This is a genomic window from Novosphingobium humi (genome assembly GCF_028607105.1).
GTDB lineage: Bacteria > Pseudomonadota > Alphaproteobacteria > Sphingomonadales > Sphingomonadaceae > Novosphingobium > Novosphingobium humi.
Window position 1 is genome coordinate 2,666,834 of sequence record NZ_CP117417.1, and the last position, 12,168, is coordinate 2,679,001.

A 12,168-nucleotide genomic window follows, 5' to 3' on the forward strand; every position below is an offset into this window, starting at 1 on the left:
GGCGGCGGGGCTGAATCGCAAGCTGGGGAAGGTGTATATTCCGATCGAGTTTACCGATCAGAAGCGATTATCCTCTCGAAAGCAGATAGACCGCATGTTCCGCGCGCCAGGTGGCCATCGCGGGGCTGATCAGGCTGTCGCCGTTCAAATACCACGCGCCTTCCACCTTCAGCCCGCGCGCGGCCACGAAATCGCGGAAATCGGCGATGGTCAGGTGGTGAATGTTGGGCGTTTCATACCAACCCACCGGCAACAGCCGCGTCACCGGCATCCGCCCGCGCCACAACAGATCGCTGCGCACCCGCCAATGGCCGAAATTGGGAAAGGAAACAAAGGCTCGCCGCCCGATCCTCAGCAATTCCTCCAGCACCATGTCGGGCCGCTTGGTGGTCTGCAAGGTCTGGCTCAGGATTGCATAATCGAAGCTGGCGTCGGGATAGAGCGCCAGATCGGTGTCCGCATCGCCCTGAATGGCCGAAAGCCCATGGCCCACGCATTCGGCCACATTATGCGGGTCGATCTCCAGCCCGCGCACATCGCAGCCCCGCTCATCGCGCAGCGCCGCCATCAGCGTGCCGTCGCCGCAGCCCACATCCAGCACCTTCGCCCCCGGCGCCACATGCCCGGCGATCACCGCCAGATCGGGGCGCAATGTTGCCATAATCCGGTTCATCGGCTCAAAAATCCTGTAATCACCCGGTCGAGCGCGGGCACATCGAGCAGGAAGGAATCATGCCCATAGGGCGCGGCCAGCTCCATAAAGGACACCGGCGCCCCGGCGGCATTGACGGCATGGGCGATCTTGCGCGATTCGGCGGTGGGATAGAGCCAGTCGGTGTCGAAGCTGACCACGCAGAAACGCGCCGTAACCCCGGCGAAGGCTTCGGACAGGCGGGCATTGTGGCCCGCGCCGAAACGCTCGTCCACCACGTCGAAATAGCTCATAGCGCGGGTGATATAGAGATAGGAATTGGCGTCGAACCGGCCGGTAAAGCTGCTGCCCTGATAGCGCAGATAGCTCTCGACCTGAAAATCCGCGCCAAAGCCAAAACTCTTGGCATCGCGGTCCTGCAACCGCCGCCCGAATTTTTCCGAAAGCGTGGCCTCGGACAGATAGGTGATATGCGCGGCCATCCGCGCCACCGCCAGCCCCGCGTCCGGCGCCCGGCCCGTGCCGTAATAGGCCCCGCCCTGCCAGTCGGGATCGGCCATGATCGCTTGCCGCCCCACCTCCTGAAAGGCGATGTTCTGCACCGGCATCACGGCCGTTGTGGCCAGCAGCAGCACCCGCGCCACGCGCTCAGGCCAATGGATCGAGAGCGAGAGCGCCTGCATCCCGCCCATAGACCCGCCCACAACCGCATAGAGCCGCTCCACCCCCAGATGGTCGAGCAGCGCCATATGCGCGCGCACCATGTCGCGGATGGTGATGACGGGAAAACGCAGCCCATAGGGCTGGCCATCGGGGGCAAGGCTGCCCGGCCCGGTCGTGCCCATGCAGGAGCCCAGCACATTGGGGCAGATCACATAGAAGCGGTCGGTGTCGATCGGCTTGCCCGGCCCCACCATCTTGCTCCACCACCCCGGCTTGCCGGTGATGGGATGCGGGCTGGCGACATATTGATCGCCCGTGGTGGCGTGACAGATCAGGATCGCATTGTCGCGCGCATCATTGAGCGCGCCATAGGTTTCAAACGCGATCCGCACGCCTTCAAGGCTCTGTCCGCCATCCAGCGGCAGCGGATCGGGCAGGTCATAGGTTTGCGAACAGGACGTAAAAAGGCTGGCCATTGTGCGCGTTGAATTGGGGGCTGATGCGCGCGAAGTCAACGGGAAGTCCATGCGTCACCCCCTGACTTTTCGACCTCTGTCATTTCGCCCCATGTTGGGCTAAGGGCCGCGCCATCATGACCAAACTTCCCACCCCCAAGCCCTGGATCAGCGCGATCCACGCCTATGTCCCCGGCAAGTCCAAGGGCAAGGACGGCAGGCCGCTGACCAAGCTGTCGGCCAATGAAAACCCGCTGGGCACATCGGCGGCGGCGCTGGCGGCGCGCGATACGGCGGCGGCCCCGGCGCTCTATCCCGATCCCGACAGCAATGCCCTGCGCGCCGCCTTGGGGCAATTGCACGGCATCCCCGCCGAGCGCATCGTGATGGGCACCGGGTCGGACGAGATCCTGCATATTGCCGCGCAAGCCTATGCCGGGCCGGGGGATGAGATCATCTATGTCCGCTATGGTTTCAGCGTCTATGACATTGCCGCGCGCCGCTGCGGCGCAACGCCGATTGTCGCGCCGGACGCCGATTACGGCACCGATGTCGATGCGCTGCTGGCGCTGGTGACGGAACGGACGCGGGTGGTCTTTGTCGCCAATCCGAACAATCCGACCGGTTCCTTCCTGCCGCGCGGCGAAATCGCCCGCCTCCATGCCGCGCTGCCTTCCGATGTGCTGCTGGTGCTGGATCAGGCTTATGGCGAATATGTCGATCCGGCGGATGACGATGGCGCGATGGCGCTTGCGGAATCGGCGAGCAACGTGCTGGTCACGCGCACCTTTTCCAAGATCTATGGTCTGGCGGGCGAGCGTCTGGGCTGGGGCACGGGGGCCGATCACATCATCGACGCGCTCAACCGCATTCGCGGGCCGTTCAACCTGTCGAACACCGCCCAGGCGATGGGCCTTGCCGCCGTTGCCGATCAGGCCTTCGTCGTGGCCAGCCGCGAGCATAATGCTGCCACCCGCGCCCGCTTTGTCGAGCGGCTTGAGGCGCTGGGCAACCATGGCGTGCGCCCGCTGCCCAGCCAAGCCAATTTCGTGCTGATCCTGTTCGAGGGCGCGCTTGACGCCGAGACGGTCTATAATGGCCTGATGGACATCGGCTATATCACCCGCTGGCTGCCCAATCAGGGCCTGCCGCAGGCCTTGCGCATCACCATCGGCAGCGGGGCGCAGATGGACGAGATCGCCGATGAAATCACCCGTCTGGCGCGGGGTGCATAAGCCATGTCCTTTGCCAAAATCGCCATCATCGGGCTGGGTTTGCAGGGCGGGTCGATCGGCCTTGCGGTTCAGCACTATCTGCCCAAAATCGCCACATCGGGCTATGACCGCGATCCGGCCACCCGTGCCCGCGCCGCCGAACGCGGATTGGTGGGCCATGTGGCCGAAACCGCCGCAGAGGCCGTCAGAGACGCCGATCTGGTGATCTTCTGCGTGCCGCTGGGCGCGATGGGGGATGCGGCGCGTGAATGCGCGCCGGGCCTGCGCGCCGATGCGGTCATCTCCGATGTCGGATCGTCCAAGGAGGCCGTGGCCAAGATGCTGGGCGAGGTCCTACCCAACCACACGATCATCCCGGCCCACCCGGTCGCGGGCACCGAAAATTCCGGCCCTGACGCCGGTTTCGCCAGCCTGTTCGAAGGCCGTTGGTGCATCATCACGCCCGCCGAGGGCACCGATCCCTTCGAGATCGAGCGCCTCTCCGTGCTGTGGCAGGCCATCGGCGCGCGGGTGGAAATCATGGCACCCGCGCATCACGACCGCGTGCTGGCCGTGACCAGCCACCTGCCGCATCTTATCGCCTATACAATCGTGGGCACCGCGGGCGACCTCGAAGAAGTGACCCAGAACGAAGTCATCAAATATTCCGCCGGCGGCTTTCGCGATTTCACCCGCATCGCGGCCTCGGACCCCACGATGTGGCGCGATGTCTTTCTCTATAACCGTGACGCGGTTCTCCATATGCTTCAGGTGTTTACCGAGGATCTGACCGAGCTGCAAAAGGCCATCCGCCTTGGCGATGGGGAAAAGCTGTTCGACCATTTCACCCGCACCCGCGCGATCCGCCGATCCATTATCGAGCAAGGTCAGGATGTGGCCAGCGCCAACTTTGGGCGCGATGGGAAGGTTTAAGGGGTATAACCTTAGGTTCGGCGTCAGGTGTCGGACGCACAGTGTGAAAATAAAAACCTGCGGCGCAGACAAGGATGCCCTCACCGCGCCGCAGGCTTTCAACCAATAACCCCAAACACCACGCCGCCAATCGGCCACCCCATTAATCGGGATTGCAAAGGACCCCCGCCCTTTGCCCGCCGGAGGCAAATCCTCACCTAATCATTCAACGCATTGATCGCATCCCTTACCCGCGCCTCGATTTCCTCACGGGGCAGTCCGGCCGGGATCACCTCGCCGAAACGATAGGTGACGGTCCCGCGCCTTTTCCAGAAGCCGTGCAGCAGCGGCCCGGTGTTGACCGCCACCGGCACCACCGGCAGCCCGATCATCTTGTACAGCCCGGCAAAGCCTGCCTGCAATGCGGGCCTTGTGCCGTGGCGCACGCGGGTGCCTTCGGGAAAGATCGCCAGCGGCCGGTTTTGCTGCGAGAGGTTGCGCGCGGCCGAAACCATCGCGCGCAGCGCCTTGGCCCCCTGATCGCGCTCGACCGGGACAAGGCCGTAGAGCGCGGCGGCCCTGCCCCACAGAAACACGCGCAGCAGCTCGACCTTGGCGAACACCGCCGGAAAGGGCAGCAGCGTGGGCAAGTCGATCGCCTCGAACATGCTTTCATGTTTCAGCGCGACAAAGACCGGGCCGGAGGGCACCTCGCCTTCGATCACGATCCTGATGCCCAAAATATGCACCACCCCCCAACGGTGCATATTCGACCATCGGGTGCAGATCCAGATCGCCCCATCGCGCCCGCCAAACCCGATAAAGAACGGGATCGTCAGCCCCATCAGGATCGAACAGATATAAAAAAACAGATTGAAGGCGATCGACCGCAATGCGTAGCCGATGCCCAGCGGCGAAGTATTCATGTCAACCTTTTCCGATATGCCACAGGCGCCGCAACACGAACTTGCTGTATTCGGCAAACAGGATGCCCAGCGAGGGCCGTGTCGGCACCGCGTCTTCTGTCAGTTCCACGTCGGCCGGAATGGTCTGGCGCAATTCCCATGCGGCGCGGCGCATATGCCAGTCCGAGGTCACCAGCCGCACCCGGCGCAAACCGTGGCTTTTGATCCATTGGGCCGATTCGCGCGCGTTGCTGCGCGTATCGACCGATTCGTAGCCCAGCGTGATGCAGCAGGCCAGCAGGGCGGCGCTTATCTTGTATTGCGCGGCCAGTTCGCCCGGCTTGACCTCGGGATCGACGCCCGAAATCAGCATGCGCGGCGCCACGCCATCGCGCAGCAGATCCAGCCCCCGCGCGATCCGGCCCTCGCCGCCGGTCAGCACGATGATGCCGTCGGCCTTGGCGATCGGGGCGGGCTGGGGCTGAAACGCGGCAAAACCGGCAAAGCCCAGCGCCCAGACCGTAAGCAGCAGCGCAAGGAGGCGGCGCAGCATCTAAAGCATCTTTCGCAGCGCGATCAGCACGGATAGCCGCGCCGTCACCATCGCCAGCACCACCGCCGCCACCGGCACCAGCGCCACCACCGCCCAGTCGAGCGGCCGCAGCACACCGCCCGCCAGCAGCCCCGCGCCCAGCCCGGCAAAGCGCGCACCCAGCACCATCACCGCAATCTGGCCCAGCACCATTCCGACCAGGCTGCCCAATGTGGCGTCCATGCCCATCGAGCGCTGGAAAATGCGCGCGATCTGGGCATCGGTGCCGCCAAGATTATGCACGATCTCAATCGTTTGCCGATGTGTGCCCAGCGCCGAACGCGCCGAGAGCAGCACCGCCGCCGTCAGCGCCAGCGCCAAAAGGCCGATCATCGAGAGCGCCAGCCAGCGCAGCGAATCCATTGCCTCGAACACCGGGGCCAGCCAATGCGATTGTGCATCCACCCGCGCGCCCGGCGCCACCCGCCCCAGCGCGCTGCGCAGCGCCGCGATGCGCGCGCCATCGGCCGCGCCATCGATCCGCACGTCGATCATCGCGGGCACGGGCACCATATCGCCATCGCTCATCCCCGCGCCCAGCCATGGCACGAGCAGTTGGTCCAATTCCGCCTGAGGCACCACGCGGGCCGAAATCACCCCCGGCACGGCCATCAGCGCCTTTTGCGCGGCCTGCGCCTGTGCGGCGCGGAGCGGGGCCTGTGCCTCGATGATCTGCACGCTGACCCCTCCGGCCAGATCGAGCGCGGCAGCATTGGCAATGTTGCGCAGCGCAAGGCCCGTGGCCGCCGCGATCACCGTGATCGTCACCATGATCGCGATCACCCATGGCGTGGGGCCCGAAAGGCGCGCCTGCGGCACCAGCACGCCCTCGCCCCCGCTGCCAAAGGCGCGCCAGCCCGCCAGTTTGCCCTCGCCCGACAGCGCGGCGCGGCCCGAAAACCAGCCGCGGCGCGGTGCGGCCGATGGCGGATCGGCGGGCCCGCCCGTGGGCGCCAGCGGACGGCGCGGGATCTGGACCTGTTCGTCGTCCGGATTCATGCTTGGCAGGTTCATGGCTGGGCATTCTCCCGGCGCGGGGGATAGCGCAGCGCGCCGGTCGGGTCCGACATCCGCCCCCGGTCCAGCCGCATAATCAGGCTGCCCGGCACTTTCTGCAACAGATGCAGATCGTGGGTGGCCACCACCACGGTCGTGCCCAGCCGGTTGAGCGCCTCGAACAGGCGCAACAGCTTGATCGCCATATCGGGATCGACGTTGCCGGTCGGCTCGTCAGCCACCAGCAGTTCGGGCCGCCCGATCACCGCGCGCGCGATGGCCACGCGCTGCTGCTCGCCGCCCGAGAGCGTGGCCGGGCGCGCGCCCATCCGGTCGGCCAGGCCCACCCATTCGAGCATATCCTTGACCGGCTGCACCACATCGCGCTCGGGCACCCCCGCCACGCGCAGCGGCAGCGCGACATTATCAAAGGCCGACAAATGCGGCACCAGCCGGTAATCCTGATAGACCACCCCGATCCGCCGCCGAAATCCGGGCAGGCGATGGCGCGGCAGGGTGATCGCATCGGTGCCGAACAGGCTGATCATCCCGCGCGAGGGTCGCTGGGCCAGATAGAGCATGCGCAAGAGCGAGGACTTGCCCGCGCCGCTGGCCCCGGTCAGAAAATAGAAATGGCCCGCATGCAGCGTGAAACCGACATCGCACAGCACTTCGCGGTCGGGGCCATAGCGCAGGCCGACATTGTCAAAGCGGGCGATTTCTCCTGACATGCCCGTCATTTGGCTCTCCCATGCGCATCGGACGCGGCAATAGGACTGCGCGAAATGCCGCATTGCAGGCTTGTAACAGGAGAGCGTTCGACCATCGTTGCCCAGCTATAGTACGGCTTTGCCCGCGAAAAAAGGGCGGTGGAAAAATGGCTGTTCGCGAGGCGGTCGCCCCCTGTTCCTCTTGTGCTGTGCAACGGTTGCATGCTTTAGCTGATGGCGATGATTATTGCCTGTCCTGCTTGCGCGACACGCTATGCCGTCCCCGACAGCGCCATCGGGGTCGATGGGCGCACCGTGCGCTGCGCCACCTGTCGCCACAGCTGGTTTCAGGAAGGGCCGGTGATCGAGGTGCCAGCCGCGCCCGCGCCGATGGCGGCCCCGGCTCCCCCGCCTCCTGTGCAGCAGGCACCTTTGCCCCAGACCGCCCCGGTGCAGACCGCTCCGGTGCAGCCCGCCCCCAAGGTGGCCGCGCCGTTCACAGCGCCGCCCCCGGTTGCTCCGCCCCCCGCCCCGATTGCCCCGCCCCCGGCTCCGGTCGAGCAGGCCACGCCCGCCATTGCGGACAATTTTGCCGACAGCCCATCCAGCTTTGCCCATGAGCCGCCATTCCGTCCCCGCCGCAATCCCGCGCGGATGTGGACGATGCTGGCGGTCGGCTTTGCGCTGATGGCCACCGGCGCGATGGCGGCGGTCTATCAGTTTGGCCTGCCCGCATGGCTGCCCCTGCCCCAGACCGGGCACAGCGAGCCGGATCTCAAACTGACCTTTCCCGCCGCAAGGCAGGAGCGCCGCCCGCTCAACAACCAGAACGATTATTTCAACATTTCCGGCACGATCACCAATATCGGCCAGAACCGCCGCAGCGTGCCCAGCCTGATGATCGTGCTGCGCGATGCGCGCAACCGCGCGGTCTATACGGTCGAGGCCGCGCCGCCCAAGCCGGTGCTGAACCCCGGCGAGAACCTGACCATCAACACCGCGATCGTGGACGCGCCCAAAGCGGCGGTTTCGGCCGAGGTGAAATGGAAGGTGAATTGAAACAAATTTTCCACAAGTTCGATTCAGTGCTTGGCAAGCCCAAACTCCTCTGTTAGGGGCGCGCTCCTACCCCACTGACGGGCCGGACAATCTGGCAGGTCAGACACGGAAGATGCGGTCGTGGCGGAATTGGTAGACGCGCAACGTTGAGGTCGTTGTGGGTGAAAACCCGTGGAAGTTCGAGTCTTCTCGACCGCACCATCACAAAGAGGCAGGGCCAACGCCCTGCCTTTTTTGTTGCGCGCCTGACGCGCGTGGCGCTTGCCCCGGACGAAACAGGCTATATACGATCCATATATGATTCGTATATTCAGGGGCCACTATGGGCATCGTCAACATCGAGGATGAGCTGCACGAGCAATTGCGCAAGGCCAGCAAGGTGTCCTGCCGCTCGATCAACGCGCAGGCGGCCTTCTGGATCCGCGTCGGCATGCTGTGCGAAATGAACCCACAGATGAGCTTTCAGGACATTGTGGCGCGCCAATTGCGCGAGGCTGGGGTTGATCCAGCATTAGCCGGAGCCATGGCGGGATGATCAAGACCCCCGCCGAAATCGAGGTCATGGCGCAGGCCGGGCGCCTCCTGGCCGATGTCTTTGCCTATCTCGACACGCTGCCGCTGGCGGGCGCGACGACGATGGAGATCAACGACAAGGTTGAGGCCTATATCACCGGCCCGCTGCAAAGCCGCCCGGCCAGCAAGGGGCAATACAATTACCCCTATGTGCTGAACTGTTCGCGCAACCATGTGGTGTGCCACGGGATGCCTTCGGATGGCGATATTCTGGCCGATGGCGATATCGTCAATTTCGACATCACACTGGAAAAGGACGGGTTCATCGCCGATTCGTCCAAGACCTATATGATCGGCAACGTGGCTCCCCATGCGTGGCGGCTGGTCAAGACCACCTATGAGGCGATGTGGCAAGGAATCCGCAGCGTGCGCCCCGGCGCGCGGCTGGGCGATATCGGCCATGCGATCGAGCGCCACGCCAAAAAGGCCGGCTATTCGATCGTGCGCGAATACTGCGGCCATGGCATCGGGCGCGAAATGCATGAAGACCCGCAGGTGCTGCATTTCGGCCGCCCCGGCACCGGCCTGACCCTGCGCGAGGGGATGGTCTTTACCATCGAGCCGATGCTGAACGAGGGCCGCGCGCGGGTGGAAACGCTCGACGACGGCTGGAGCGTGGTGACGGCCGACGGCAAATTGTCGGCGCAATTTGAACATACCGTGGCGGTCACGGCACAGGGCGTGCGCGTGCTAACGCTGCGGCCGGAGGAAAAACCGGCGCGCCGTTAACCGGCGCGCCCATCTCCTTTAGAGCAGTTCCTTCAAAGCCACACTGCTGTCCGCCAGCGCGGCCAGATCAGGCGTCGCCCCGGCCTCGACCAGCTTGCGGCCCTGCACGTAATCCTTGACGCTGTTGACACAATCGAGCGCGATCACCCGTCCGCCCTTCAGATAGACCACGCTGAACGAACGCGCCGCCATATCGCCGCGCAGCACCGTATGGTCATAGCCCACCGACAGACCCGCCGTCTGCAGCCGCAAGTCATACTGGTTCGACCAGAACCACGGGAAAGCGTGATAGGGCTTTTCCTCGCCCAGAATATGTTTGGCCACGCAAGAGGCCTGATCATTGGCGTTCTGGACCGACTCGACGCGCATCACCACGCCTTCGGCAAAATCGCAGGCGAAGGCCGCGCAATCGCCCACCGCATAGACATCGGGCAGCGAGGTGCGGCAATATTCGTCCACATCCACGCCATTGGCCCCGGCCGCCCCGGCCAGAATCAGCGGGCCGACCGCAGGCACAATGCCGATGCCCACGATCACCACGTCGGCGGGAACAACCTCGCCATCGGACAATTCAACGCCCGTCACCTTGTCGGTGCCGACCAGCCGCTCGACGCCGCTGATGCCGGTGCGCAAATCGACGCCATGGGCGCGGTGCTCGGCCTCGTAGAAAGCCGACAGCTCCGGCCCGGCCACCCGCGCCAGCACGCGCGGCGCCAGTTCGAGCAGCGTGACATGGCGGCCCATTTTCGAGAGAACCGCGGCGGCCTCAAGCCCGATATAGCCGCCGCCGATGACGACGAAATTCGTCGCCCCCGCGTCAACCTCGGCCATCAGCGCATCGGCATCGGCCCGCGTGCGCACGCCATAGACACCGGCAAGATCCGCCCCTTCGCACGACAGGCGCCGCGCATCGCCGCCCGCCGCCCAGACCAGACGGCCATATTCAATCACCTCGCCATCGGCCAAAGCCACCTGATGCGCCTCGCCATCAACCGAGACGACCTCGCGGCCCAGCAGCAGTTCGATCTGCTTTTCCTCCCAAAAGGCGGCGGGGCGGATATAGAGGCGGTCGAAAGTCTTTTCCCGCGCGAAATATTCCTTGGACAAAGGGGGGCGCTCATAGGGCGGTTCGACCTCGCGCCCCAGAATCGCCACGGAGCCGGTAAAGCCCCCCTGACGCAGCGCAATCGCGCATTGAGCCCCGGCGTGTCCCCCGCCCACGATCAGTATGTCTTTTTTATCCATGGAACGTGTGGTTTGACGAAAAGCGCGCCAAGGTCAATCTGTCGCGTGATCGGAAATGCAGTCGGCCTATTCAATCGCCGCCATTTCCTCGGCCATGATGCGCAAAGAGCGCATACTGGTCTGCGCGGCGTTGAAACGCAGATAGGCGCCCGCGCTCTGACTGGGGCTGAACACATTGCCCGGCGCCAGCACCACCCCGCGCGCGCGGCAGGCCTGCGCCAGCCTCGCGCTGTCACACCCCGGCGGCAGCGCGCACCACAGGTTGAAGCCCCCCACCGGATGGCCCCAGACCCGCAGGCCCATCGCGCCCAATTGCCCGGCCAATTCCGCCCGCGCCCCCGCCAGCCTGCGCCGCAGTCCGTCGATATGTTTGCGATATTGCCCGCCCACCAGCACATGCGCGATGGCCGCCGCCGACAAGGGGCTTGGGCCCCCAAAGCCGGTGGCCACCTGTAGATCGCACAGCGCGTCGATCCATTCCCCCCGCGCCATGATATAGCCGCAGCGCAAGGAGGCCGAGAGCGTCTTGGAAAAGCTGCCGATGCGGATCACGCTCTGCAACCCGTCCAGCACCGCCATGCGCGGCACCTGCTGGGCGAAATCGGCAAAGATGTCGTCCTCGACGATGACCATGCCATGCGCGGCGGCAATCGCGGGCAGGCGGTGCGCGATCTGGGGCGAAAGACAGGCGCCGGTGGGATTATGCGGCGCCGAATTGGTCAGATAGAGCCGGGGCCGCTCACGCGCGACAATCGCCTCGAACTGGGCCGGATCGGGGCCATGCGGGCCATAGGGGACACTGACCACGCGGGCGCTGTGCGCGGCCAGCAGAGCCTGAAAATTGAAATAGCACGGATCATCGAGCAGCACCGCATCGCCGGGGCGCAGCATCAGGCGGCAGATGAGGTCAATCGCCTGCGTGCCCGATCCGGTCAGCAGCACATGGTCGGGATGCACCGCCAGCCCCTCGCCCGCCATGGCCATCGCCAATTGGCGGCGCAGGCTGGGTTCGCCCCGCGTCGAGCCATAGAGCGTGAGGAGCGCAGGGTCGGCCGCCACCGCACGCAGGGCGCGGCGCAACGCCTCCTGCGGCATCCAGTCGGGCGGCAACCAGCCGCAGCCCGGCTTTTCGGTTGCTGCATCCGCATCCAGCGACTGGCGCGAGACCCAAAAGGGGTCGATTTCGGCAGGACGCGCGGGGGCGTTCTGCGCCGGTCCCTTGGGCGGCGTGGCCAGACGGGCGACAAAAAAGCCCGATTTGGGCACCGCCGCGATCAGCCCGTCGGCCACCATCCGGTCATAGGCCTCGACCACCGTTGCGGGCGAAACATACAGCGCGGCGGCGCATTGGCGCACCGAGGGCAATTTGTCCCCCTCGCCCAGCAGGCCCGAGGCGATGCGACTGCGGATGGTCTCGATCACCATATTGATGCGGGTGGTCATGTGTACTGCTCTTTACATCG

The 12,168-nt window shown here is 65.1% G+C and carries 13 protein-coding genes and 1 tRNA gene; 6 read left to right on the plus strand and 8 right to left on the minus strand.

What is annotated here, in order from left to right; translation table 11 throughout:
• Nucleotides 1-67 precede the first annotated feature (67 nt).
• Together metW and metX are read right to left on the minus strand one after the other, a co-directional pair.
• A complete protein-coding gene (metW, locus tag PQ457_RS12560) occupies nt 68-673 on the minus strand; it encodes a methionine biosynthesis protein MetW (RefSeq protein ID WP_273617159.1) in 606 nt (201 codons plus the stop codon).
• Nucleotides 670-1,791, minus strand: coding sequence for a homoserine O-acetyltransferase MetX (gene metX / locus PQ457_RS12565; RefSeq protein ID WP_273617160.1), 1,122 nt, complete (start codon nt 1,789-1,791; stop codon nt 670-672). The genes metW and metX overlap by 4 nt, the downstream gene beginning before the upstream one ends.
• 116 nt (nt 1,792-1,907) lie before the next feature.
• Here metX and PQ457_RS12570 point away from each other — a divergent pair, with 116 nt between their 5' ends.
• Together PQ457_RS12570 and PQ457_RS12575 are read left to right on the plus strand one after the other, a co-directional pair.
• Entirely contained in the window at nt 1,908-3,005 is a 1,098-nt protein-coding gene (locus PQ457_RS12570) for a pyridoxal phosphate-dependent aminotransferase (protein ID WP_273617161.1), read from the plus strand.
• A 3-nt stretch (nt 3,006-3,008) separates the two neighbouring features.
• The gene (locus tag PQ457_RS12575) at nt 3,009-3,917 is read left to right on the plus strand and encodes a prephenate/arogenate dehydrogenase family protein (protein ID WP_273617162.1); all 909 of its coding nucleotides are present in this window, start codon (nt 3,009-3,011) and stop codon (nt 3,915-3,917) included.
• Between the two features lie 197 nt (nt 3,918-4,114).
• On the opposite strand, the gene PQ457_RS12580 is transcribed toward PQ457_RS12575, so the two are convergent.
• The 4 genes from PQ457_RS12580 to ftsE are packed head-to-tail and all read right to left on the minus strand — an operon-like array spanning nt 4,115 to nt 7,129.
• The gene (locus tag PQ457_RS12580) at nt 4,115-4,822 is read right to left on the minus strand and encodes a lysophospholipid acyltransferase family protein (RefSeq protein ID WP_273617163.1); all 708 of its coding nucleotides are present in this window, start codon (nt 4,820-4,822) and stop codon (nt 4,115-4,117) included.
• 1 nt (nt 4,823) lies between these two features.
• Nucleotides 4,824-5,354 (minus strand): YdcF family protein, encoded by a 531-nt coding sequence (locus PQ457_RS12585; RefSeq protein ID WP_273617164.1) that lies wholly within the window; start codon nt 5,352-5,354, stop codon nt 4,824-4,826.
• The gene (locus PQ457_RS12590; RefSeq protein WP_273617165.1) at nt 5,355-6,407 is read right to left on the minus strand and encodes a cell division protein FtsX; all 1,053 of its coding nucleotides are present in this window, start codon (nt 6,405-6,407) and stop codon (nt 5,355-5,357) included.
• Complete coding sequence (ftsE, locus tag PQ457_RS12595; RefSeq protein ID WP_273617166.1) at nt 6,404-7,129, minus strand: cell division ATP-binding protein FtsE; 726 nt, start codon at nt 7,127-7,129, stop codon at nt 6,404-6,406. Before ftsE ends, PQ457_RS12590 begins: the two co-directional genes overlap by 4 nt.
• Before the next feature lie 210 nt (nt 7,130-7,339).
• On the opposite strand from ftsE, the gene PQ457_RS12600 reads away from it, so the two are divergent.
• The 4 genes from PQ457_RS12600 to map all read left to right on the plus strand — a co-directional run bounded on the left by PQ457_RS12600 (nt 7,340) and on the right by map (nt 9,460).
• Nucleotides 7,340-8,158: a zinc-ribbon domain-containing protein gene (locus PQ457_RS12600; protein WP_273619320.1), complete on the plus strand. Its 819-nt coding sequence runs from the start codon at nt 7,340-7,342 to the stop codon at nt 8,156-8,158.
• A 114-nt stretch (nt 8,159-8,272) separates the two neighbouring features.
• Nucleotides 8,273-8,359, plus strand: a tRNA-Leu gene (locus PQ457_RS12605).
• A gap of 121 nt (nt 8,360-8,480) precedes the next feature.
• A complete protein-coding gene (locus PQ457_RS12610; protein ID WP_273617167.1) occupies nt 8,481-8,693 on the plus strand; it encodes a ParD-like family protein in 213 nt (70 codons plus the stop codon).
• A complete protein-coding gene (map, locus tag PQ457_RS12615) occupies nt 8,690-9,460 on the plus strand; it encodes a type I methionyl aminopeptidase (RefSeq protein ID WP_273617168.1) in 771 nt (256 codons plus the stop codon). The genes PQ457_RS12610 and map overlap by 4 nt, the downstream gene beginning before the upstream one ends.
• Nucleotides 9,461-9,478: 18 nt before the next feature.
• Here map and PQ457_RS12620 read toward each other — a convergent pair whose 3' ends face one another.
• Both PQ457_RS12620 and PQ457_RS12625 read right to left on the minus strand, forming a co-directional pair.
• Nucleotides 9,479-10,705: an NAD(P)/FAD-dependent oxidoreductase gene (locus PQ457_RS12620; RefSeq protein ID WP_273617169.1), complete on the minus strand. Its 1,227-nt coding sequence runs from the start codon at nt 10,703-10,705 to the stop codon at nt 9,479-9,481.
• A 66-nt stretch (nt 10,706-10,771) separates the two neighbouring features.
• Nucleotides 10,772-12,148: an aminotransferase-like domain-containing protein gene (locus tag PQ457_RS12625; RefSeq protein WP_273617170.1), complete on the minus strand. Its 1,377-nt coding sequence runs from the start codon at nt 12,146-12,148 to the stop codon at nt 10,772-10,774.
• Between the last annotated feature and the right edge of the window lie 20 nt (nt 12,149-12,168).

Bases quoted from the DNA above. Each gene is read 5' to 3' on its own strand.
- PQ457_RS12585 (WP_273617164.1), bottom strand. From the start codon at position 5,354: ATGCTGCGCCGCCTCCTTGCGCTGCTGCTTACGGTCTGGGCGCTGGGC.
- PQ457_RS12620 (WP_273617169.1), bottom strand. From the start codon at position 10,705: ATGGATAAAAAAGACATACTGATCGTGGGCGGGGGACACGCCGGGGCT.
- map (WP_273617168.1), top strand. From the start codon at position 8,690: ATGATCAAGACCCCCGCCGAAATCGAGGTCATGGCGCAGGCCGGGCGC.
- PQ457_RS12600 (WP_273619320.1), top strand. From the start codon at position 7,340: ATGATTATTGCCTGTCCTGCTTGCGCGACACGCTATGCCGTCCCCGAC.
- PQ457_RS12570 (WP_273617161.1), top strand. From the start codon at position 1,908: ATGACCAAACTTCCCACCCCCAAGCCCTGGATCAGCGCGATCCACGCC.
- metW (WP_273617159.1), bottom strand. From the start codon at position 673: ATGAACCGGATTATGGCAACATTGCGCCCCGATCTGGCGGTGATCGCC.
- PQ457_RS12625 (WP_273617170.1), bottom strand. From the start codon at position 12,148: ATGACCACCCGCATCAATATGGTGATCGAGACCATCCGCAGTCGCATC.
- metX (WP_273617160.1), bottom strand. From the start codon at position 1,791: ATGGCCAGCCTTTTTACGTCCTGTTCGCAAACCTATGACCTGCCCGAT.
- PQ457_RS12590 (WP_273617165.1), bottom strand. From the start codon at position 6,407: ATGAACCTGCCAAGCATGAATCCGGACGACGAACAGGTCCAGATCCCG.
- PQ457_RS12575 (WP_273617162.1), top strand. From the start codon at position 3,009: ATGTCCTTTGCCAAAATCGCCATCATCGGGCTGGGTTTGCAGGGCGGG.
- ftsE (WP_273617166.1), bottom strand. From the start codon at position 7,129: ATGACGGGCATGTCAGGAGAAATCGCCCGCTTTGACAATGTCGGCCTG.
- PQ457_RS12610 (WP_273617167.1), top strand. From the start codon at position 8,481: ATGGGCATCGTCAACATCGAGGATGAGCTGCACGAGCAATTGCGCAAG.
- PQ457_RS12580 (WP_273617163.1), bottom strand. From the start codon at position 4,822: ATGAATACTTCGCCGCTGGGCATCGGCTACGCATTGCGGTCGATCGCC.